Genomic DNA, 23,955 nt, shown 5'->3' on the forward strand with positions numbered 1-23,955 from the left:
GGGTCGGGCATGGGCAACAGCGCGACCCAAGAAGGGATTTTAGGACGAGCCGAAGCAAACTGGTGCATCAAGTCGGCCCCTCATTGCGTCGCCAAAGGTCTTCGCACCGAGTTCTTACGAGAGGCTCAATACTTATCTCTGATAGTCCCCCGTTAGCCGGCCCAGGAGAATGAGCGAGAACACCCGCAGCCCAGAGCAACAGGCTTTCATTAAGGCCTATAATGGACGCCGCCGCTGGGCGCGAATTTCGACGTTCACGTTGGCTGCTGCGTTCGTCGTCGCGATGATCAGCCGGACGCTGAAGCGCTACGACTACCCGCTGTGGATAGCGATCGCCGTCCTCTTCCTGCTGTACATCTACTTCAACTGGATCCGGGCGAAATGCCCGAAATGCGGCCGCTTTATCGGCTTCTCAAGCTGGGCGCAGAAAGGCCTCTCCCGCGGTTTTCGCTGCGACCTGGAGACTGACTGCGCGGAGGCTCTGGATGAGCCATGAGTCGATGAAAACAAGCATCTTCCTCCTTGCGGCGATATCCCTGCCCAGAAGCCTGCAAGCAGCCATGGCTCCCTGCTCGTTCCCGTCGGAGCCCACCATCATCGAACGGACCGACTCCGGCCCGAACCCCATCTTGCTCCAATACTGGGATTTCGACTCGGATCGCATCCTCTTCTTGAAATCCCCGCCCGATTCCAAAAGACTTGCTGAGTACCGGGAAACGGTCGCGAAACGAATAACGACTGACCCGACGGCTCTTTTGAAGCGCTACATGGCGCTCCAGCCCGCACCTGAGGATCTTCACAATATCGAGGTGGTCATGAGCCGGCCCGGAAGCATCAAAGAGATAGGCTGCTTGGCGGGACTCCTTCTGGAAATCCAGATCTCCCGGAACGAACGCTTCGCGACCGACGCGCCTGAGTTCATCGCCTATTTTCTTCAAAAGAAAGGGAAACTGAGGGCCTATTTCTTGACCAACGATTCCAGAGGCATCCGGGGCGCCGGGTTCTCTGATCTGTTGAGCCGGATCGACGCGGATAGAGACGGCGGCTGGAAGGTGCTCGCCAATCTGCACAACCACAGCTTCTTCCTGAATGACCTGGATTCGAGAAAACCGCAAGGCGTCTTGGCCCCGAGCGCCAATGACATCCAAGTCTTCAGCGCCCAAATAGAGCGCTTCGGCCTGAAGGGAGCCTACATCACGAACGGCTTCAACACCCTTTATGTCCCCGGCCAGGACATCAAGCGTTACGCCTCCGCAAAGTGATGAGTCATGATGATGCGGAGGCCTTAGAAGAAGTGTAGAGACTCCACGTAAGCCCGCCCCTCTTCCCCTCGGAAAGAAAAGGTCCCGCAGCAGTGGCGCTTGGGCCGCAGTAAACGAGAGATGAGCTTCGCCAACCGGCCGCCGTGGTGCACCGCGTGCCGCACAGGAAGGTCCAGGCGGAGCCGCTCGCCTTGGAAAGAAAGGTCGCGGCCGTCGAATCCCACTTCCGAGCTTGAGACCGCGCCTTGCGGCCCGTTGATGCAGATGAAGCGGAAAGGGTTCGGCCGGTAGTCCACCCGGACGAAGAGCACCGAGTAGCTCTTCGAGTACAGGATGCCCCACTCCCAGCTCCTGAAGTTCAGCAGGAGCTGCGCCGACGGCGTCAGATCGTGCCAGACCTCGTCGTGGAACATGAGGCCAGCGATGTCCCGGGCCTGGCCCCCCAAGGACAGCCGGCCCGAGAAGGACATGCGCAAGCCTGGGACCTCCCAGGAGACGCTCCGCGCTCCGACCGCTCGGCGGATGCGGTTGTCCTTCCAGTCCACCAAGCGCCGGGCCGTGACGTCGAGCGCGACGCCCTCCTCGCGGACGCTCAAGGAGAGGACGTCTCCCGACCAGAGCAGGCTGCTGGCGCCCGCCCGCATGCCCTCGGCGCAGAGGGAGAGCCGGTCCAGGGGATAGGTCTTGTCCAGGGCCAGGCTGTCATCCCCGTAAACGGAGAGCCAAAGCCCGCAGTCACTGCCGTTGGCGCAGAGCGCCCCGGCCGCTATCGTCCCGTCGTCGCAGAACAGAGTGAAATACTTCCAGCCGATCATAGCGTCCCGTTGCGGCGCCGCTTGGCGACCGCGTCGAAGAAGGCTTCTTCGGTCGAATATCGGAACTTGTAGCCGTAGCGGTCCATGAGCTTGCGCGGAGAGACCACGATGCCGTGCGCCACCAGGTCGACCGAGGTCGGCGAGACGGCGCTCAGGCGCAGCTCCCAGAGCACGGAGATGACGGCCTTGAAGAGGGCTTTTGGGATCCTGAGGAATATCTTCCTCGGGTTCGGGTTGAGCTCGCGGGTCGGCGCATAGGAATCCGGGGCCAGGTTGAAGGTCCCCTCCGCGGCCTCATCCTGGAGCACCAGCTCGACGAGGGCCTTGACGTCGTCCTCGTGGATGAACTGGAGGACCGTGTCCCGCCCGTCGAGGATCAGCCCGAAAGGAGACTTGGCCAAAGTGGAGACCACCCCGCCGGGCTTGAAGTAGGTGGGGCCGACCGCGGTGCACATGCGGAAGTTGACCAGCTTGAAGTCGGGACGCTTGGGGAAGCGCGCGTAGGACTCCTCGACGGTCTTCTTGTTCTGGGCATAGACCCAATCGCGCGGCCGCAGCTCGGCCTCCTCCGTCAGCCAGAGCGGGTTGTCGGGGAACCCTCCATAGGCGCTGGCCGAGCTGAAATGGACGAACTGCCTCACGCTGGGAGCCGCGTGGGCCGCCAGGAACACGCTCCGGGAGCCGTTGACGTCCATGTCGCGCTCGAAGGCCTTGTCATGCTGGGGGTCCATGAGGTAGGCCAGATGGATGACATGGGACGCTTCCTCCTCGGCCAGGACCTTGGCGAGCAAAGCCTGGTCGCGGACGTCGCAGGCGACGAAACGGAAGTCCCGGTAGCTCCCCTGGCAGGGTAGGGACTGCAGGTCGAGCCCGAGGACGCGGTGGCCCCGCGCGCAGAAGTGCTCCGCCAGGAAGTTCCCCACGTAGCCCGCCGAGCCGGTTATCGCGATGCGCATGCCTATGGGAGATTGTACTGATTGCGTCTTTGCTAGAATAGGCGGGCATGGACGAACTGGAGGACATCAAGGACCGCCTGGCCTCCATCGCGGTGCTCATCGCCGCGGTGCTCCTTGTGGGGACCTGGGGCTACCGCATCGTCGAGGGCTGGCCCTTCTTCGACTCCCTCTACATGACGGTCATCACCTTGGCCACCGTCGGCTACGGTGAGGTCCACACCCTCGACCACGCCGGCCGCGCCTTCACCATCTTCCTCATCATGGGCGGCATCGGCGTCATGACCTACGCTTTCTCGGCCATCACCTCCGTCATCGTGGACGGAAAACTCTCGGCCGCGCTCAGGAGGAGAAGCATGGAGAAAGACATCGCCAAGCTCTCGGGACACTACGTGGTCTGCGGGGGGGGGCACGCCGGAGGCGTCATCATCGCCGAGCTGCGCCGCATCCAAAGAGCCTTCGTCCTCGTGGAGCGCGAGCCCGACATCATCCAGAAGATGCGTGAGCGCCAGGGCGCCGAGATCCCCCATGTCGTGGGCGACGCCACCGACGACGAGACCCTGCGGGCCGCGGGCGTGGAGCGCGCGGCCGGCGTGTTCGCGGTCCTGGCCACGGACCAGGACAACGCCTTCGTGGCCTTGAGCGCCAAAGGCCTCAACCCCGGCCTGCGCGTGGTCAGCTGCCAGAAGGAGTTGGGCGTGCGCGCCAAGCTCATGCGCAGCGGCGCGGACAACGTGGTCAACCCCGAGTACATCGGCGGCTTGCGCATGGCCTCGGAGATGATCCGGCCCGCCACCGTGGGCTTCCTGGACTCCATGATGCGCGAGAGCGGGACCGTGGAGCGCTTCGACGAGATCGCGGTGCCGGAAGGCTCCCCCTACGTGGGCAAGCCGGTGGGCGAGGTCAAGGGCAGCGAGGGCAACGGCCCCCTGCTCATCGCGGTGCTCGACGGGCAGAGCAAGAAGTACGACATCAACCCGGACTCCGCCCGGCCCATCCGGGCCGGCGACAGCCTGGTCATGGTGGGCGAGGTCGGGCGGCTGGCCGAGCTGCGCAAGCGTTTCGGGGCGGCCGGCTAGGCCGTGGGCCGGCCCCGGCGCATCCAGTTCGCGGGCGCCTGCTACCTCATCACCCTCCAGGGCAACAACCGGGCCGACCTGTTCGTCTCCCACCAGGACCGCCGCCAGTTCCTGGCCGCGCTGGCCGCGGCCAAGGACCGCTTCGGTCTGGAGTTCTACGCCTACTGCCTGTTGCCCCCGCGCGCCCTGCTGCTGCTGCAGACCGCGCGGCCCAACCTCTCCGCCGTCATGCAGTCCTTGGGCACCTCCTACACCAAGTACTTCAACTCGGCCCACGGCTCTTCCGGCCATGTCTTCCAGGGCCGCTACCAGGCCCTCCTCGTGGACAAGGAGCGCTACCTCGTCGAGATGACGCGCTACGTGCACCTCGAGCCCGTGCGCGCCAAGCTCACGGACCGTCCTTGGCGCTACCAATGGTCGAGCTGCCCGCATTACGTCCAGCTCCTGGAGAAGAAGACGCTGGTGGCGGCCGAAGAGGTCCTCTTCACCTTGGGCCGCAACCGCTTGACCGCGTCCGTGCGCTACCTCAAGACGCTCAAGGAGCGCATGAAGGCGGGCTCGGACGTCCTCCTGCCCGTGGCGCGAGGCCGGGCCGTGGGCCATGAATCCTTCTTGGAGCGCGCCCAGAGCCGCGCCGAGGAGCCGGGGCTGCCTCCGGAGGCCCGCTCGGCCGGCTTGGCTTTGGCCCGCCGGATCATCGTCGAGGTGGCGCAGCGCCGCGGCCTGGAGGAGGAGCGGCTGCTCAGCCGGCTGCAGTGGCGGGCCCTGTGCGCGGCCCGGCGCGAGGCCATCCACCGCATCTGGAAGGAGGCCCGTCTCGGCGTGACCGAGATCAGCCGCCTTTTCAACCGCACCCCCAGCGCCATCAGCCAGGTCCTCCGTAAGATGGAGTCCAAAGCTCTGGATTAGGCTGGCCCAATTTGTTAGCCTACGCTTGAGACCGCCGCTCCGGGGGAGGCCCTGATGACGAGACGATCCATTTCCGTGCTGGCGCTGGCCGTAGCCGCACTGCTCATCCTGCCGACCTGGTCCGCCGCAGAGTCGGTATGCCCGGACGAGAAGGGAGATTTCCATGCCGCGCTCGGCCGCTACCTCCAGGCCGAGAAGAAAAAGGGCGTGGAACTGGCGCCGGCCTATGAGACCTGCGAGTTCCAGCCCGCCAAAAAGGTGTGCCTGGAGCATGTCTTCGTCTTGCTGATGAAGAAGCGCCTGGCCGGCAAGCCGGAACTGGCCACGCTCTACGAGAGCGACGACGCCCCGTCCCAGGGCTTCACCTTCCAGCGGCTCACCCCGGCCGGCTGCCGCTTCGCGCGCAAGACGGCGGGCAAGGCGGCCGCCGGGCCCGGCTTCGAGCTGACCGTGCTCTCCGACGCGGAACGGTTCATGGAGGAGCACCATTTCAAGCTGGACCGGGAGAAGGGCGTCCTGACCTTCAACAGGCTGGCCAAGGATGACGACGGGGTGCTGCGCAGCAAGCCTTTCGAGATGAACTTCCTGGACCCGGACGAGAAGGACGACAACAAGAAGACCGCCAAGGTGTTCATCACCACCGCGAGCCAGCCCGCCACCGGCCGGGAATGGCTGGACGTGGAGGCCACCAACCGGGACGGCAGCAAGGAGAGGTACCAGATCGACCCGGCCGGCAAAGTGACCCAGCGCTAGATGCCTGGGCGAGAAGCTACCATGATGATATTCGCGTCCGTCGCAGTCCTGGCCATGGTCGCCTCTGCGGAGCCGGCCCCGGCCCCGCCGGCCGAGCCGGAGTTCCACGCCGCGCTCAAGAATTATCTCGCCGCCGAGAAGAAGAAGGGCGTGGAGCTGGCGCCGGTCTATAACACTTGCGAATTCATGCAGGGCGGCGAGCAGGAGCTGTGCCAGGAGAACGTCTTCGTCCAGCTGCTGAAAAAGCGCCTGGCCGCTCAGGGCGAGGAGCTCCATAAGCTCTACGAGACGGACCCCGACAAGGCCCCTTTCGAGAGGCTCACCAAGGCCGGGCGCTCGTTCGCGAGAAAGATGATGTCCGGAGAGCAGGCCAAGCTGGAGCACAAAGGCGTGGTTCGGCCGCCCTCGATCGACCAGCTGATGAAGGAGTACCCCGCCATCCAGGAATGCCTTGACGCGGTCAAGGCCGCCAAAGGCCCGAGCGGGCCCTTGATGGCCAAGAGGGCGCTGACCATGGTGGTGGCGCGCTGCGGCGCCGACGACAAGGCCTGCCGCGACGCCAACGTGGAGAAGTGGTCCGCCGCCAATTGCCCCAAGGAAAAATAGGCGGTAGGACGGCCGCCCTCGTCTGCCTCCTCCTTCTCCTGCTCGCCGCGCCCGCGCCCGCGGGCGTGAAGATCGTCTACAAGCCCTACTGGGCCACCTTGCCGAAAGACCCCCCGCGCGACCCCAAGGCGATGTCCGACGACGAGATCAATTCCAACTGCGCGATCCTCATGTTCGAGCGCGACATGATCCAGGAGAAGGCCAGGCAGGGCCAGGAGCTCAGCGAGAAGGAGCAGGAAGGCCTGGTGGAGATCCCCAAGCTCCTCGACAAATACAACAGGGAGGGCGACCGCCGCATAGACGAGGCCAACCCGGAGAGCGGGCCCGAGGCCCCGCAGGCGCAGGAGAAGCCGGCCGGGCCGAGCGAGGAGACTTTGCAGGCCATGGAGCAGCAGGATCCGGGCGCGGCCAGCCTGATACGGGCGCGCCAGGACATGCAGTCCGGGGACCTCTCCGGCGCCGTCTCCCATCTGGACTCCGCCGCCGGAAGCAGCTCCAACGACCCAAAGCTGCAGGCCTACGTCCTGAGCCAGCGCGGCAAGGCCGAGGCCATGCTGGGCCGCACGGACGCGGCGCGGCAGGACCTGGCCAAGGCGCTGGCGCTCAACCCCAAGGACGCGAGCGCCGCGGGCCTGGCCAAGCTGCTCGAGCATAGGAACATCCCCAAGGACTCACCCCTGCTCAAGACCGCGGGCTTCGGGCCCGCCAAGGACGCGGGAGCGATGCCGGAGGGGGCCGTGAAGGCACAAGCCATGAGCCGCGGGCCCGCGCCGGCGCCCCCAGCCCCGGGCCTGCCTTCCGGCCCGCCTCAAGCCCATGCCGGAGACCCCGGCGTGCTCGTGCGGGAGGCCGCCTCCAAGCTCAGCCTGGGCGACTATGAAGGCTCGATCCGCTCGGCCAGCCTGGCCATAGACAGCGGCGCCAAGGGGCCCGCGCCCTACGTCATCCGCGGCAAGGCGCAGAGCGCTTTGGGCCGCGAAGCCGAGGCCGTCAAGGACCAGACCTCGGCGCTCGAACAGGAGGCGGACGCCGCGCTCGAGGCGAGCCTGGAGCGGGCCTGGTCCGAAGCCAGCGAAAAGGACTATGAGAAAGCCCGCATGGACGCCGATGCCGCGGCGCGCATCAACCCGGGCGTGGCCGGCAGCAAGAAATACAAGGACATCGACGCCGACATCACGGGAGCCTCCGCGCAGGTCCCCTGGGACGGCGCCGCCCACCCGGGGGCCGGCCGGGTCGCGGCGGCGGAGGGGCTTTCCTGGGGGATCTTCTCCTCGGCTCTGCCCGAGACCGCGGCCGGCATCTCGCCTGAGTCCATGCGGCTGGCCCGGGAGGCCCAGGCCCGGCTCTCCGTGGGAGACTACCTCGAGGCCATCCGCCTGGCCGGCCGCGCCCTCTATGTTGACGGAAAGAACTACTACGCCTACATCATCCGCGCCTGCGCCCAACGCCTCTGCGGCCGCTTTCGCGCGGCCATAGATGACGCCACCTCGGCTTTGGCCCTGCAGCCGCAGGCGGCAGACGCGCTGCTGGCGCGCTCTCTGGCCTACCTGCACCTCAAGGACTGGAAGCAGGCCGCGGCCGACGCCTCGGCCGCCATCCGTCTGGCCCCGCAACGGGAGGATGCCTATCGCCAGCGCGCTCTGGCCAGGAAGATGACGGGCGACACCAAAGGCGAGCAGGAGGACCTGCGCCAGGCCGAGTCTTTGGCCGCTGCCCATCGCGGCCAAAAGCCGCGGGGCCTGCCCAAGGCAGCAGTGCTGGCCTTGAGCGCCTGCGGAGGGCTGATCGTCCTGGGGGCCTGCTTCAGGGCCCTGCGGGGAAATGGGGTCAGGTCTTGACATTTGACATTCGTGGAATAGGTCTAGAAAGAACGTGAAATACTACATGACGATGGGCTTGACGGGGTTTTGCCTCATCGTCATGCTGCTCGGCTTCTGGAGGGTGCACGTGGCTCGCACCGCGACCGAGGTGGGGGGGCTCTCCGGCAAGGTGGACAGGATGGTCGCGCTATGGAGCTCTCATGGCGTGGCGGAGAAGGACCGGGTCGCGGACCTGGTGATTACCGACGCGGAATCAGGCCCGGACCCGTTCGCCTTGGCCTCCGAGGAGCCTTCGGCCTGGGACAATGTCGGGACCTGGCTGCGCCGGACTTTCATGCGCCGCAGTCTGTCGGCCAAGGCGGACTCGCAGTTCGCCAAGGCTTTCGCGGACGACCCGGCGGCCGCGGTCTGGACGCACGAGGGCTTCGCCACGGTAAGCGAGGCTGAGATGACCAATGAGATCGTCAAGGCCGTGGTGAAGGCCAACGAGGCCGGGGCCGAGGTAAACATCGTGGCGCAGGGGGCTTCGGCCGGGCCGGTGCTCAAGGCCATGAAGAGCCTGGTGGGGGCGCGGCGCAAAGGGGCGCAGGTGGGGGTCAAAAAGGTGGTCCTGGTGGGCATGGACATGCCGAGGCTCAAGCGCAGTCCCGGGGTCGCGGCTTATGATCCCACGAGGCTCGGCAACATCATCGAGCTGGCCGACATCTGGACGTCGAGCGATTCCTCCGCCAAGGCCACGAAGATGCAGGTCTACAGCCTGGGCCAGGCCGGGGCTGAGGTCGAGCTCGAGAAGCTGTGGCCGGAGTCGGCCGCGGGGGGCGGGGCGCGGTCGGGCCTGCCGGCCGTGGTCAGGGATTTGGTCACGAAGGCGGCGTCTTTGGAGCAGTGCCTCGCGCGGCAGGAACAGGCGCTCAAGGATGCGGAGACGAAGAAAGCGGCCGAGGAAGCGGCGGTAAGACAAGCCGCGGCCAAGAAGGCGGCTGATGAGGCCGCGGCGCGGTGGGCCGAGGCCCAGCGCGGCGCGCTGGAGGCTATCCGGCAGGCTGCGGCAGCGAAAAAAACGGCCCAAGAGGCTGCCCAGAGAGAGGCGGCTGCGCGGAAGGCGGCTGAAATCGCGGCCCAAAAAAAAGGCGGGTCAGAGCATCCCTGGGTTTCGCAAGGCCAACGGGAGTGCGCCCAGTGCTGCGTAGATGCGGGCGGCAGGTGGGATTGGGGCCCTGAAACCGGGCAATCCTGTATGGGACTGGGCTGTCAAGTCATATTTGGCTGCTGCAGAGACGCTGATTATGATGCTGGCGTGGCCTCGTGCCGCGCCGCGATCCACTGCAGGCACAGCCCCGGCAACCACTACTACTACTTCCGTTGCGGGATTGCGGGAATAGGGGGACTGTAGGAATGTAGGAATAGGGTCAGGTCTTGACATTTGACATTGACGGGGGATGGCCCGTTTTCTAGTACGAAATGGGCTGGTAATATCTAAATGATTAAAGCCTGGCACCAAAATCCGACCCCTTAGGTCGTAAGTCCCAGCCCTGCCGCCCCGTTGGCCCACGGTTCTCTGGGCCGAAATCCGGCCTCCGCTAGGGCCATCAGCCTCTTAAAAATAAAGCGTTTTCCTGGTATTTTATATTCAATGCCAGGCCAAGCGATGCCGAAGCCTTTAGTCAAGGCTTTGACGGTCTTCCTGACCTTCGCGCTGGTCCTATCTTCCCCTGGCGCAGCCTCCTATGCCGTAGCCGCCGAGGTCATCGGCGCCACGGCCCAGAGCTCCCCGGTCAATGCCATCCCGACGGCCCTGCCCGCCCTCGGCACGTCCGTCTCCCCCGCGCTCTCCGGCGCATTGACCTCTCCCGTCAGCCTCAAGGGAGCCCTTTCCAACCTCCCGGCCCCCGCCCCCAGCGTCATCCCGACCGCGGTTCCCGTCGCTGGAGCCATCCTCCAGGCCGGTCAGCCCATCGCTTTGCCGTCCGCCCTCGCTCCCGCAGACCCCGATGCCGCCGCCCCCGCCGTTGAGACCCTGGCACTGTCGGCCGCGGCGCAGCCCGTAGCCGAGGGCAAGCCGACTTTCATCAACCGGCTCCAGCAGGCCGTGGGCCGCGCCGCGCAAGCTCTGCGGCGCGACAAGACCGAGACCCAGGCCAAGGCCGAGGTCGGCGCGGCGTTCGACAACAGCGGCGGCGGCGCAGGCTCGGTTGAGGCGGCCGAAGCCTCGCCTGCGGCCCAGCCGGAGCTGACCCGCTACGTCCACGAAGGTTTCTTCGGCTGGCGCAAGGTCCAGGGCGTCCGGCTCGATCCGGCGCTCAAGCCCCTGCCCGCCAACGCCAGCGTAGACCAGATCATCGAGCAGATATCCAAGCAGTTCGGCTTCTCCCGGGCCGAGGTCGTGGCCCTGGCCGCCGAGTACCGCCTGCGGGTTGAGAGCCCGGCCGCGGACTGGCTCAGCGTCTACGACCGGCTCCAGAAGATCAACCGCGAGCAGTTCAAGATCCTCGACCACAAGAAGTACGAAGGCTTCCGGAATCTGGCCAACCGCACCTACGAGAAAGGCTGGCCAGGCCTCCTGCAGCGGAGCTTGGAGTTCCACAAGCACGCCCTGGGCTTCCTGGTGCGCTTCCCCTACCACCTCTTCGACACCTTCATCTTCGGCTACTTCCGCCAGAACATCGCCTTCGAGTTCCTCCACTCCACGGAGAACTTCCTCGACCTCAAGGCCCCCGAGACCAAGAAGGACGCCAGCCGCATCACCGGGGTCAAGAACCCCGAGGACGACAAGCGGCAGACCCTGAAGTGGCTGGAAGAATCCCTGCGCCAATACGCTTTCCGGGGCCCCGGCGTGCTGGCCGGCCTCAAGGCCAACCCTTACGTGCGCGTCCTGCAGCGCTTCTTCATCACGCCGGTGGCCGAGCCCTTGGTCAACTTCGTAGTCCGGCGCCTGGCTTTGGCAGCGGCCAGCGCCGTGGCCATGGGCGTGCTGGGCGCCTTCGCCCCGGTCCTGCCCCTCTCCTTCGCCTTGACCGCCATCCCCATCATCGGGCCCGCAATCTTGGGAATCGCGGCGGGCGCGCCCGCCTTCCTGGGCATGGTCCCGTTCATCGGCCCCTTCCTGGCGCCCATCGTCGGCACGGCCCTCGCCGCGCTGACCAAGGACCTCGTGCTGGGGCCCCTGCTCAACACCTTGATCCTCTCGACCATGCTGACCCTGCCGCAGTCGATCGGCGAGCAGACCTTCGAGCTGCGCAAGATCAACCCCTCCGCCCCGCTGGGAGTGGGCGGCTACCTGCGCGCCTTCGCCGGAGCCCTGGCCTCCGGCTCCTTCTGGCGGGCCAACCTCAAGTCCTTCCTGGGCATGGTCACGGTGGGCGCGGAGATCGAGGGCGTCATGGGCTACGCGGGAGCCGTGGACGGGCTCTTCGACCCGGCCCTCATGCGCCTGAGCGGCCACCACTTCAAGGTCTTCGAGACCATCGGCGCGGCCGTGGAGCGGCCCAAGGGCGAGAGCCCCATCCCCTTCGGCGGCGCCATCACCTGGGGCAACGTGCTGCTGGTCAAGCTGCAGGACGCCACCGGCATCCAGCTCTCGCAGTGGACCATGCACGCGGTCCTGAGCCTGCGCGGCGTGGTCAAGGACACGGCCCAGAACGCGGCCTTGGCCGGGGTCTCGGCCCAGGCCTCGGTGGGCTCCGCCTCCCACCGGCCCGACGCGGCCGAGTACAAGTTCGACCCCGAGCTCTACAAGCAGGGCCCCGAGGCCGTGGCGGCGCGCATCAAGCAGCTGGCCGGGCAGGCCGGGCACCTCCAGCAGGAGGTCGCCGCGGTGCAGTCGCACATGGCCAAGCTCGACGCCCAGCTCCTGGCCGTGGAAAGCCGCGCCGCGGAGCTCCAGCGGCAGAGCCGGCCCATCAGCCCCGAAGAGCAGGCCGAATACCAGCGCCTGCTGGGCGAGCTCTCCGGCAAGCGCGACGAGAGCTACATCCAGTCCAAGCTCTCCGAGCTCCACGACCTCAAGAACCCCAAACCCGAGGACCTGGCCCGCCTGCGCGAGCTCAAGAAGCTCCAGGAGTACTACGACGCCATCCTGCTGCCCCCGCCGCAGGGGGCCGACGCGCAGATGGCGGACCTGGCGGTCAAGGCGGCTTCCCTCAAGGCCCTCTCCGAGCACCTGTCCTCCATCGCCGAGAACCGGCCGGTGCGCGCGGGCGAGGGCGCGGCGGGGCGCGTCGATGAGGCCACGGAGGCCAGGATCCGCAGCCTGGTGGGCGAGATCAAGGAGCTTCGCGGCGAGGCCAAGGGCGAGATCGCCAACCGCGACGCGGCCCAGACCTTGCTGTCCGTGGCCAACAAGTCCCGCAACCTGGCCCTGCGCGACCGCCGCAGCGGCAAGGAGATGCTGGAGTTCCACAAGAACCTCTCGCGCCTGGCCACGGTCATGGACCTGGCCCTCTCCCTCAACGAGATCAACGCGGCCCAGGCCGCGCCCAAGCAGATGATGGACCTCCTCGACCAGAAGCTGGCCAAGATCCATTCGGCCCAGGCCGGCAACGCGCAGGGCACGACGCCACCAAAGCCCGGATCGTGACCAACGAGGGCAAGTCCACCCTCGCCACGACGCGCCTGCAATCCTTCCAGAACGACATGTCCGGCCTGCTCTCCCGCATCAACGGGGAGGACGGCGGCGCCTCGGGCGACGCCATGAAGGAATACCAGCGGCGCATCGACCTGCTGCCCCAGGTGGCGGCCTGGCGCGCCAACGGCAACCCCGGCAACCCCGACGCCTTCAGCGTCAAGGGCTTCCAGGGCGACCTGGCCGAGGTCAACGACTTCATCCGCAAGGCCGAGGACGGCGTCTCCCAGCTGCAGACCGTGCCCGTGGAGTTCGCCGGGGTCGCCATCGTCGCGGTCCCGGGCCCGGCGGTCAACGTCGCCAACCCCTCCAAGGACCAGATCCTGCGCATCCTGACCGACCGCCAGGCCTATTGGCAGGACAAGCGCGCCCAGTACCAGAAGAACCTCGACACCGTCAACCGCTACCTCGACCCCAACAACTCCCGGACCACGGTCGACGAGTTCGGCGTCGCCGCGCCGGAGTCGCTGCCGCGCTGGCGCTCCCAGCAGGCCGAGGAGCTCTCCAAATCGCAGGGCGAGGCTCAGCAGTACCTGGCCCAGATCGACGCGCTGGCCGCGCAGATCAACTCCGTGACCGGCTCCGCCATCCCCATGCTCTCCGGCCGCTCGGTCGAGGACCTGCGCGCGGCCCTGCCGGGCTACGGCGACAAGCTGCGCGCCGTGCATTTCCCGACGGGGACGGACCCCAACATCTTCGTAGCCGAGATGAACCTGGTCTCCATCGCCAAGCTGCTGCCCTACGCGGCGCGCGACGTCATCCACTGGGCCAAGGCCGACAGCACCATCAAGGCCATCGACAAGGCGATGAGCACCACCTTGCCCACGGCCCAGGCCAAGCTCGCCGAGGTCGTGGACATGCTCGGAGCGGTCCTCGCCGACGTGGACGCGGACCGCGCCTACATGACCAACGGCGGCGACGGCCAGGCCCTCATCAACCGCAAGGTCGCGCTCCTGCAGGTCAAGGTCCTGCCGGCCCTGCGCGACGCCCGGTCCCTCCTGCAGGACACGATGATCCCCTACCAGCAGGAGTCCATCGACTCCGCCAAGCCCAACGGCGACCTCTTCACCCTCTTCGACGCCCAGAAGACGCTGCTGACCAGCGCCAACGACCTCTACAAGAACACCTTGCCCTGGGCTTTCTCCACCTACGGAGCCACGCAGGGCGACAAGGCCGGCGCCCACGCCTCCATCGCCGACTTCCGCAAGACGCTCACGGACAACCTCAACGGCTACGACGACGCCAAGGGCCACAACAAGGGGGTCAAGGAGTACCAGGTCGAGGTGGCCAACCGCAAGGACCCGAGCTACGCGGGCACCGAGGTCATGTACGGCGAGACCATGCCCTTCAGCCTGCCGCGCAAGATCACGCAGTACACGGCGGAGCGGGCCCAGCGCGCCTCCGACATCAACACCCAGGCCGCGCAGATCAACGATATCCTGGGCAAGATACAGACGCTTTCCAAAGGGCAGTACAACCTGCAAGCCTACATGCTGCCCACGGGCGTGAGCGCGGACCAGGGCGGCGTGGCCCGGGTCCAGGCCTTGGTGGACAACGGGAGCCTGCGCGGCCTGGCCAACCAACTGACCGCCATCGGCAACGCCGCCTCCTCGGCCTCGGGCAACATCAACATGGGCATGGGCGGCGGCACCGTTCCCACCGGCACCCAGGCTCCCATCACGGTCTCCGACCAGCAGCAGATCGCCCTGCTGGCTCTGGAGGCCGCCAAGCGCCTGGTGCCCTCCACGGCGGCGGCCCCGGACTCGGCCCCCTGCTACTACGCGGTGGCGCGCTTCCTCTTCTCCGACGGCATCATCGCCGCCTCCCAGGACGCCCTGACCAACCAGATCCCCCAGGCCGAGGCGTTCCTCAACAAGATGGCCCAGGCCCTCTCCAACGCGGTGGACGACACGGCCAAGGACGACGCCTATGCCGAGTCGGGCGGCAGCAACGAGACCCCGGAGCAGACCTACGCGCGCAAGGCCGCGTCCTTGGGCGCCCTGGCCGCGGCCCTCAAGGAGGGGGAGGCCTTCTTCAACATCAAGAAGGGCTGGGACAAGGCCTCCTTCGCCACCTTGGACAAGGTCTCCTCCTATTACAACTCCTTGGGCGACGTGTACAGCGGCGGCGCCACGGTCAACTCCTCGGAGCTGCAGGCCGAGCAGCAGATGCGCGCGTCCCTGCAGAAGACCTACGACGAGCTGGAAGCCAACCGGCGCAAGGTCACCACCTGGCTGGGACAGCTCGACGACCCGCACGAGAGCGCCCTGCGGCGCGTCAACGAGAGCATCTCCGAGCTCCAGGACAAGACCCGGGCGGTCCTGGAGACCAACATCGAGTACCACAAGCTCACGGACCAGATGGGGCGCAGCCAGACCATCCTGAAGTCCCTGCTCGGCCGCATAGACGACAAGCAGGAGCAGCTCAAGGCCGAGCTGGCCAAGCCCGAGGCGCAGGGCAGCCTGTCCCCGGACCTGGTCAACGACATCGAGGACCTGCGCCTGGGACGGGGCGCCTGGGGCTTCGCCGGCCGCGACCCCAAGAGCACCGGGGCCATCGTCGTGCGCAAGGCCGAGTTCGGGGCCTTCCTGGACTCGGTCATGGCCATGTTCCAGGCCCAGAGCCCGGGCATGGACCTCTCGGCGATCAAGGCCGAGATGCTCAAGGACCCCCAGAGCCTGGCCAGCCTCATCCCCAACTCCGCGGTGATGGACTTCGGCGACACGGCCGACGGCTTCTACCTGGTCTACCAGACCCGCTTCGCCGTGCCCCAGGGCCTGGAGACCAGCAACTGGGTGACGCTGGGCAACATCGCCCAGGCCTGGGGCAACAACATCAGCGTCTCCGGCTACCAGTTCTCCAGCCCGCCCAACGAGGTCAACGCCCCTTACGGCGACAAGGGCGTGGAGGTGCAGGTCGAGTCCCTGCAGGGCGAGAACTGGGTCAACTACCTCAACGTGGACCTGCACCGCTTCGGCCTGGACGTGCCCAAGGACATGGACATCCATTCCCAGGGCGAGCAGAGCCGCATCATGATCTTCGACGATTTCGCGCTGATGATGATGGGCGACCGCCTCTACGTGGGCCTGGCCGGCTTCGGGGACTTCGCGGCGCAGGACGCCGCCAACAAGCCCTACTACTACGGCGGCAACCTCAAGAGCTCGCTGAAGATGACCGAGGTGATGAAGCTCAACTTCGAGCAGCAGGAGCTCTTCGCCAAGGACCCCCGTACGTTCATGCAGCAGGTCAACCTGGACTTCACGGGCTACGACCCGGACCTTAACAAGGACTTCCTCATATCGGCGTCGGGCGAGAACAAGCACTACTCCCGCACCCAGCTGGGGACCTCCCTCGACGTCGGGCGCTTGCTGGAGTCCAAGGACGCCTTCACCGTGGACCTCTTCTTCGCGAAGACCAGCGGCACCGACGACATCAACCAGAAGTCGGTGGGCGCCACCATCCTCAAGGGCTTCACCATCCGCGGCGCCGACGACAAGCCCGTGGCCCAGATCACCAACAGCCTGACCGGCGAGCTCGGCGAGCAGTACAACAGCGTCAAGGACCGCCTCTCCGTGACCTTGCCGGACTACGGCGTGGTGGTCAGCGGCCAAGGCCAGCTCCTGGGCACCGCCAAGTCGTACTACGGAGAGGTGGCGAAGAAATTCGGCGACCGCTCCACCATCTCCGTGGGCTACGGCTCCCCTTACGTGGGCATGAACAACCGGCTCTCCGTCCAGGCCAACACCTCGTTCACCTTGGGCGAGCTCTGGCAGTCGGTGGTCAACGACTCCGGGAAGGACCTCAAGGGCGGCGAGACCCTCAAGAAGTTCAACACGGACATGGACGACTTCTTCAAGGGCGAGGCGGACCAGGGCCCCTCGCCGACCGTGGCGGCCCTGCGGCAGGTCTTCGAGGCCGACGTGGCGCGCCAGCTGGTCAGCCAGGACATCGGGACGCTCACCCGCGACATCCAGGACCTGCGCAAGGCCGGGGCGTTCATGGACAACACGCGCGTGCGCGGCATGGTGGGCTTCGTGACCAACCCGGTCTCCAACGACCTCACCGACCGCGCCGCGGGCGGCGGCTTCGTGGCGGGCACCTACACGGAGATGAGCCTGAGCAAGTCGCAGAAGGCCTTGGTGGCGGCCAAGTCCGAATCCCTCTACCGCGAGAGCCTGCGCCTGCAGATGCGCCTGGCGGGCCTGGTCAAGCAGTGGCAGGGCTCGGTGACGGAGCTGGCCCAAGCCCAGTGGGAGCTCAAGATGGCCGAGTTCTCGGTGCAGAACTCGCCCGCCGCGGCGGTGCGGGCCGAGGCCGAGGTTCGCCGGGCCCAGGCCTGGGCGCGCCTGCACGAGGTCCTGGTGCGCTACAACCTGCTCTCCGGCCGGGACCCCGAGGCCGCGGCGCCCTTCCAGAACCTCAACGCCGCGGACCTGGAGTCCTTGCTCGTCGAGATCCGCAAGACCATCGCGGCGCCCGACCGGCTCTCCCAGATCCTGCACTCCCTGGACCGTTCCGAGGTGGCGGCCAAGCTCGGCCCCGACCCCGTCAACGTGATGGACTGGATCCCGTTCTTCGAGAAGATCTCCGTGGGCGTCGGCGTGCAGTTCCAGGACATGATGGCCAACCAGATCCTGACCGTGGGCGCGTCGCTGCGCCTGCCCATCTACGACCCGGCCTCCAAAGAGCGGGACCACGCCTATGTCCTGGAGCAGCAGGCGACCGTCAAGGAGATGGGGCAAGCTTACTCGGACTGGCGGCTGCAGGCCGCGCAGGAGGTCCAGGCCGCCCGGGCCGCCGCGGCCAGCGCCGAAGCCGTGGCTCCCGGCCTGGCCCCGGCCGCCAATGACCTCAGCCTGGCCATCCGCGCCTACCGCAACGGCCTCATCCCGGCCAGCGAGCTGCGCCAAGCCTTCGCCTCCTGGCACTGGTACATGAGCACGGTCCTGGAAGCCCGCAGCTCCGCCGCCTTGTCCGAGGCCTGGGCGTCCTTGGACCAAAGCTTCACCCGCCCCGTCGCGCCGGGGGCCGGCACGCTGAGCATCGCGAAGCTCGACGACGCCTTCGCCGAGATCTCGCGCAACGCGCACAGCCTCGGGGAGGTGGCTCTGCGCGCGCAGGCGGCCGCGGCCATGGCCGAGGCCAACGACCACCGCATCGACAAGTTCGCGGTGGACATCAACATCGGCACGGGCCTGACCGCCACGGGCATCAATTGGCTGCCCACCATCGGGCTCACGGGCTTCCCGGTCATGCCGGTCCTGCATTTCCAGCTCAAGCCCGAGGAGATGCGCGAGCTCCAGGTGGCGCAAGGCCAGGGCCAGACCGAGTACTACCTCCAGCTCAAGACCAGGCTGGAGGCGGACCTGGCCGTGCGCTTCACCCAGAACCTCCTGGCCTATCAGACCGCGCTGCGCTCGGCCGACGTCCTGGAGAGCGCGGTCATCCCGCAGCTGGAGTCGGCTCTGGCCGCGGCGCAGGCGCGGGGAGTCCCGGGCGCCGCGGACGTGGCCTCCACCAGCGCCGGCCGGCGGCTCTCCGAAGCCCGCAACCGCCTGGTGCAGACCCGCCTGGCGGCGCGGCAGGCGCAGGCCACCATGAACTACCTCATGGGCCGGCCCGAGGCCGCGCCTCTGCAGGTGAGCCTGGACGGCGAGCAGGCCCTGGCGGCCTTGGACGCCGTCCTGGCGGCCAAGGACCCGGTGGCCGCGCAGAAGGCCCTGCTCGCCTCGCGCGTCGAGGTGGCCCGGGCGGTCGAGACCATCGTGGACAAGGACCTCAAGGTCGAGCAGCTCTCGCTCGATCCCGTGAGCATGGTGGTGCGCTCCTTGGGCCGCCTGGTCACCGCCATCGGCTCGGACTCGATCGGCAACCCGGACCTGGTGGCCGCGGCCCGGGTCCAGACCTTGACCGAGGAGCGGGCCCAGGCCGCCTTCGACGGGGAGCGCGGCGTGCAGATCGCGCGGGCGCGCGCGGAGCTGGGCGCGGTCCGCTCGCGCCTCAACGCCCTGCATCCGGGCGAGCCGGCCGCCGACCTGGAGCGGGAGAGCCTGCGGGGCCGGGAGCTCGGCCTGCGCGCGAGCCTGGCCGCTTTGGGCGAGCCCGAGGGTTCGGCCAGCGCCCGCGCTTACGCCAGCCTGCCCGGCAGCTTCGCGGAGCTGCGCGACCGCCTGGGCCAGGCCCAGCAAGGAGTGGCGGCGCGGCCTCCCGAGACCCCGGTGGAGCTCCTGCAGCCGGAGCTCCTGGAGCATCGTTCCGCGGGCTTCTTGCGCTACTATCATGCCCGGTCCACCTTGGACCAGGAAGTCAAGATCGACAAGGATTTCGTGGAGGGCTGGATCGAGGTGCGCCTGCGCAGCCCCGACACCCCGCCGGAGACGCTCCTGGCCTTGGCCAAGCTGCGCCAGGAGAAGGCGGACCGCATCTACCGCAACGACCTGGCCGCATCCGAGGCCCAGGCCTCCATGCTGGCCTCGCGCTTCGAGACCGACGTGCGCCTGTGGCGCTGGGTCCAGGGCCAGCTGCAGAGCGGCGCCGGCGGCTCATCCGAGCTGGTCAAGCATGCCGGCGAGCTGCGCGAGCGCCTGCTGGCCGAGCAGGGCGAGATGGCGGCCCTGCTGGGCCTCGACCCGCGCCTGGACCAGGCGGCTTTGCTCGACCGGCTCATGGCCATGGTCCCGGAGGACGCCTCGGGCGCCCGGGACCTGGCGGCCCTGGGCGACGGCTTCATCGCTGAGGTGCGCTCCCGGGAGCTCGGCGAGGTCCAGCGCTCGCTTTTCGAGGAAGGCCTGCCCGCCGGCCTGGCCGACCAGGACAACCTCATCAACCAGCTGCGCGCCGACACCATCGCGCAGCGCATGAGCTACAAGGGCTTCACCCCCGTCCTCGCCTTCGGCGTGTTCCGCGGGCAGGTGGTGGGCGGGGCTTTCCTGGAGGCGCCGGACCCCCAGTCCATCGAGAAGGGCCTGAGCAACGTGCTTTCCGACGTGCTGCGCAAGGAGCTGGTCTCCACCGGCCGGATGAAGGAGCTCTCGCTGCACCTCAGCGAGCTCATGGTCCGGGTCCAGGACGGGACCCGCACCATCGAGGCCCGCCGCAAGCTCATCCAGGCCGCGGAGACCGAGTACCGCGCCAAGCTCGCGCAGGGCCAGCTGGAGGAGGCCCGCCTGGCCCAGGAGCGGCTCTTCGCCGCCTGGGTGGAGTTCAGCCGGTCCTTGACCGAGACCAAGGACTCCTTCATCGCCTTGGTCAGCGAGCTCGACGCCCTGGGCCTCAGCCGCGACGGCGGCCTGCGCGCGGCCTCGGGCCCGGCGGCGTCCGGCGCGCTGGAGCTGCGCAAGGACCCGCGCGCAGAGCTCCTCGCCTACGGCGCCGAGCGCATGCTCGACCCCGATTTCGCCGCCCGGTTCGACGCCATCCTTGCGGGCCTGGGACCGGGCGTCACGGCCGAGATGCGCCAGCGCCTGGCCCGGCGCGCCGAGCTCTATCGCGACGCGGTGTCCGACGGCGAGGCGGTCATGATCCGGGAGTTCTCTCCGGGCGAGCGCCTGCGCCTGCTGACCCTCAACGACCGCGAGGGCAAGCGCCTGGCCGTGCAGGCGGAGTTCTCCGCCGTCATCGACGCGCTGGGCCGGCTCGATCCGCACTCCAACCCCGCCGCCGCGCAGCTGCTGGGCTTCATGCGCGAGGACCTCAAGGCCCAGTCCCAGCGCAGCGGCCGGCAGCTCGACAACGAGGTCGAGATCGCCACCGCGCTGCGCGACGCCTATTGGCACGCGCTGCCCGCGCCCTTCGCGGTGGAGGGGGCTTTCCAGCGCATGGAGAAGCTCAAAGTCGAGCTGGTCGCGGCCAAGCAGGCGCTTCTGGAGAGCTACCTGACCGACCTCTCGGCCGACCCGAGCCACTTCGTGCTCAAGGACGTGTTCCTGGACCGCTACCTCAAGGCGGAACAGGCCTACGACGCCGAGCTCATCAAGACCTTCGCTTCGGCCGAGGTCAAGGGCGACGGCTCCTTGGCCCGGGGCCTCGACGGGATCTACGACGTCCGGCGCAGCCTGGCGCGCACCGCCGACGAGGTCCGCTCCGGCCGGGGCCTGCGCGCGCTGGACGCCTTGGTGATGCTCGAGGAGTCGCGCCTGGCCGCCGGGCGCTGGCGCGGCGCCTCGCCCGAGGAGCTCGACTCCTCGGCCGCGGCCCTGCAGAACCTGCGCGAGCTGCGGGCCCGCTGGCAGCAGAAGGACGTGCAGCTCGCGCCCCTCTACAGCCTCACCCAGAACGGGCCGGACGGCCGCCGCCTCTGGACCTTGGACGGCTGGCTGAGCGCCGAGCAGGTGGCGGACATGCGCGCCAAGGGCCAGATCGAGGAGAAGGGCGGCCGCCTCTTCCTTAAGGACAAGGGCCTGGAGGTCCTGGGCGGCGTGGACGTCAGCGAGTCAGCGCGCGACCAGGCCGCCGCCGCCGCCAAGTCCAACCAGGAAGCTTTGGACCTGCACATCGACATGCAGAAGGGCGACTTCGTGGCGACCTCGCCCTCCGGCCAGGACGCGGTCCTGAGCGTGGCCGAGGTGTTCGGCGCGCAGGGACTCGCCGCCCAGGGCCGCCTCTTCTTCTTCGACGCCAAGCCGGACCCGGCCAGCGCCCTGCACAAGGCCGCGCATCCCCTGACGGCCCTGGCGCGCGCGCCGGAGGCCAACGCCGTCTACGTCTACACGGGCAACCTGGCGCTGGACCGGGGCCGGTTCCCGACTCTGGAGAGCCTGCAGGCCTCGGCCCAGGCCAAGGACTTCAGCCGCCTGCTCGTCACCGAGAAGGGCGCCGAGGCCCTGATGTCCTGGTCGCGCAGCCGCGGCGCCGACGAGGCCCGCCGGGGCTGGCTGGAGGTCAAGCTCAACGGCTACGGCTTCGCCCGCGACGGCAAAGGCCAAGTCTCCGAGCTCTACCTGACCGAGGATGATTTCCGGGCCGGGCTGAAGTCCCTGCAGAACGCGGCTGCGGACCTGCGCTCGGCGCAGGACGAGCTGGCGCAGGCGCAGCGCCGGGCGGCTGAGCTGCAGAAAGACGCGGACGCCCAGAAGGACGCGGCGCAGAGCGCTGGGCTCGATTACCAGCGGGCGCAGTCGGAGGTCCGGGAGAGCCTGCGCGACCAGGCCTACGCCTCGGTCGTGCGCCAGCGCGGCGAGTCGGACCAGGTCTTCGAGGCCCGGCGGCAGAGCGCTCTGGACCAGGCCGTGGCCAAAGACCGCGATTTCAAGGCCGCCCAGAAGAGCTTCGAGCCCGTGGCCAAGGCCTCCGCGCTGTCTTCCGACAAGCTCCGGGAGGCCAAGGCCGAGGTCGACAACAAGGACAAAGCCCTGCGGCAGGCCGAGCTCATCCTGGAGCATTCCCGGACCTGGAGCCTTTACCGCAGCGCGGACCTGGAGCTGGGCCTCGACGAGGCCTACCGCGTGGCCGAGGCCCGCGCGCCGCCGGTCTACGGCACGCTGGCGCTGGCCGAGTCTTTGGGCGGGACGGCCGTGCGCACGGTCTCGGGCGAGCTCCTGGCCGCGATCGTTGACGAGCGGGGCGGCGTGCGCGCCATCACGGACCCAGAAGAGTTCGCCCGCGCGGCCCAGAGTTGGACCATCAAGTCCGTGGCCATGGGCGCCGCCGCCGACGCCGCGAGCCCGGACGGCAGCCTCGTGCGGCCCACCTACCGCCTGAGCCATTACGAGGACGCGCAGGGCCTGCCGGTCATCCTCAGCAGCCGCTTCCTGTCCGAGAGCCTGGACGGCGCCCGGTCCCAGGCCTCGCATGCCAAGCACTGGGCCATCATGCCCTACAACTGGGGCAACATCCTCCTGGAGCTCCCGCGCGGCATCGTGAGCGCCCCGGTGGAGCTGCTCACCGGCCGCGACCCGAACCAGCACCACTACCTGGGCCGGGCCTACATGTACAAGACCGAGGGCGGGGAGACCGAGCGCTACGGCTTCTTCCGCAAGGTCGCCGACATCATCGACATCCTCGACATCCTCCCCGACCCGGTCGGGCGCTACTACGACCCCAGCCAGTTCCCCTCGGTCGTGAAGGTGGATTCGCGCATCCTGCCCGGCCAGAGCATCTTCGACAAGCAGGTGCGCAATCTCGACGAGCAGCACCAGAAGGACATCCACTTCGGCGTCAAGTCCGCGGCGCGCGCCGCCGAGCATTCCCTCCAGGACCTCCTGGCGGCGCGGGAGCGGACGCTGTCCCGCTTCCAGGGCGGCAGCGAGGAGCTTTTGGTCTCGGCGGTGCGCGGCCGCTCCGGGCCCTTCCTGGAGTCGAGCCTGACCGGGCGCCACGGCCGCGAGGCCATCGGCGACGCCTTGAAGAACCCCTTGGTCGCGCAGGAGTCGGCCTCCGACGGCTCCGGCCTGCGCGGAGTGACGCTCTCGGCCGAGCCGGGCAACCTGGCCGTCGACCGCGTTGAGCGGCGCGTCCGCATCATCGCCGGCGTCGGGCAGTACGAGGCCCAGGAGGGCGCCCTCAAGGGCTACTCGGACCGGCTCGGCCAGAGGGCCGCCGAGGCGCAGGCCAAGGCTCCGCAGCTCGCCGCCGAGCTGGAGTCGGCGCGGAAGGCCATGGCTGAAGCGGACAAGCTGCGCGAGCAGGCGCGCGGCGAGGAAGACGCCCTTTGGCAGAGCTACCATGAGCTCGCCTGGCGCATCGCGGCGCAGAGGCTGCTCGAAGCCGAGCTGCGCCAGCTCGCGGTCACGGCGGCCGAACTGCGCATGCAGAAGGCCTGGTGGCAGGGCTATCTCGACCGCCTGAGCGCGGCCCCGCAGCCCCAGCCCGTGCCCAACCCGCCGCAGCCCGGCGACCACGGCTTCCAGCTCTGGGTCTGGCTGGGCGTGTTGTGCGGTCTGGCCGCTTTGGCCAGCGCCGCCTACCACTGGCTCAAGCGGCGCAGGGCGCTCCAGCCTGCCTGAGCGGGCCGAAGGGCCCAGGGCGGTGCCAGACTTAAGGTATCTCCCGCCGCCGCCGAGGACCGGCTCAGTTGAATCAGACGGCAAGCTATGCACAGGATGCACAAGCCTAGGTGCCAGACATTAGAGTTTAAGTCGGCGCGCTGAGGCCTATCGACATAGGACCTTTGTCGGCAAAAAATATGCCCCTAGGACCC

General features: G+C 68.1%; 12 protein-coding genes. 10 read left to right on the forward strand and 2 right to left on the reverse strand.

The genetic code is table 11. The features are described from left to right. Positions 1 to 169: 169 nt before the first annotated feature. Positions 170 to 496, forward strand: a complete 327-nt coding sequence (locus NTY77_08765) for a hypothetical protein (protein MCX5795569.1) — start codon at positions 170 to 172, stop codon at positions 494 to 496. Further along, positions 486 to 1,262 (forward strand): hypothetical protein, encoded by a 777-nt coding sequence (locus NTY77_08770; protein MCX5795570.1) that lies wholly within the window; start codon positions 486 to 488, stop codon positions 1,260 to 1,262. The genes NTY77_08765 and NTY77_08770 overlap by 11 nt, the downstream gene beginning before the upstream one ends. 23 nt (positions 1,263 to 1,285) lie before the next feature. Here the strand turns inward: NTY77_08770 and NTY77_08775 are convergent, their stop codons facing one another. Both NTY77_08775 and NTY77_08780 read right to left on the reverse strand, forming a co-directional pair. Continuing rightward, a complete protein-coding gene (locus tag NTY77_08775) occupies positions 1,286 to 2,077 on the reverse strand; it encodes a hypothetical protein (GenBank protein MCX5795571.1) in 792 nt (263 codons plus the stop codon). Next, the gene (locus NTY77_08780; protein MCX5795572.1) at positions 2,074 to 3,033 is read right to left on the reverse strand and encodes an NAD-dependent epimerase/dehydratase family protein; all 960 of its coding nucleotides are present in this window, start codon (positions 3,031 to 3,033) and stop codon (positions 2,074 to 2,076) included. The genes NTY77_08775 and NTY77_08780 overlap by 4 nt, the downstream gene beginning before the upstream one ends. A 47-nt stretch (positions 3,034 to 3,080) precedes the next feature. Between NTY77_08780 and NTY77_08785 the strand changes: the two genes are divergently transcribed. The 8 genes from NTY77_08785 to NTY77_08820 all read left to right on the forward strand — a co-directional run bounded on the left by NTY77_08785 (position 3,081) and on the right by NTY77_08820 (position 23,761). Further along, positions 3,081 to 4,109, forward strand: coding sequence for an NAD-binding protein (locus tag NTY77_08785; GenBank protein MCX5795573.1), 1,029 nt, complete (start codon positions 3,081 to 3,083; stop codon positions 4,107 to 4,109). 3 nt (positions 4,110 to 4,112) lie between these two features. After that, positions 4,113 to 5,018, forward strand: a complete 906-nt coding sequence (locus tag NTY77_08790) for a hypothetical protein (GenBank protein ID MCX5795574.1) — start codon at positions 4,113 to 4,115, stop codon at positions 5,016 to 5,018. 54 nt (positions 5,019 to 5,072) lie between these two features. Continuing rightward, complete coding sequence (locus tag NTY77_08795; protein ID MCX5795575.1) at positions 5,073 to 5,771, forward strand: hypothetical protein; 699 nt, start codon at positions 5,073 to 5,075, stop codon at positions 5,769 to 5,771. Between the two features lie 21 nt (positions 5,772 to 5,792). Next, entirely contained in the window at positions 5,793 to 6,377 is a 585-nt protein-coding gene (locus tag NTY77_08800; protein ID MCX5795576.1) for a hypothetical protein, read from the forward strand. A 65-nt stretch (positions 6,378 to 6,442) separates the two neighbouring features. Beyond that, positions 6,443 to 8,215 (forward strand): hypothetical protein, encoded by a 1,773-nt coding sequence (locus tag NTY77_08805; protein ID MCX5795577.1) that lies wholly within the window; start codon positions 6,443 to 6,445, stop codon positions 8,213 to 8,215. A gap of 34 nt (positions 8,216 to 8,249) precedes the next feature. Next, a complete protein-coding gene (locus NTY77_08810) occupies positions 8,250 to 9,590 on the forward strand; it encodes a hypothetical protein (GenBank protein ID MCX5795578.1) in 1,341 nt (446 codons plus the stop codon). A gap of 255 nt (positions 9,591 to 9,845) precedes the next feature. Beyond that, complete coding sequence (locus tag NTY77_08815) at positions 9,846 to 12,773, forward strand: hypothetical protein (GenBank protein ID MCX5795579.1); 2,928 nt, start codon at positions 9,846 to 9,848, stop codon at positions 12,771 to 12,773. Next, a complete protein-coding gene (locus NTY77_08820; GenBank protein MCX5795580.1) occupies positions 12,770 to 23,761 on the forward strand; it encodes a hypothetical protein in 10,992 nt (3,663 codons plus the stop codon). The genes NTY77_08815 and NTY77_08820 overlap by 4 nt, the downstream gene beginning before the upstream one ends. The last annotated feature ends 194 nt before the right edge of the window (positions 23,762 to 23,955 follow it).

Source organism: Elusimicrobiota bacterium (assembly GCA_026388095.1).
Lineage (GTDB): Bacteria > Elusimicrobiota > Elusimicrobia > UBA1565 > UBA9628 > UBA9628.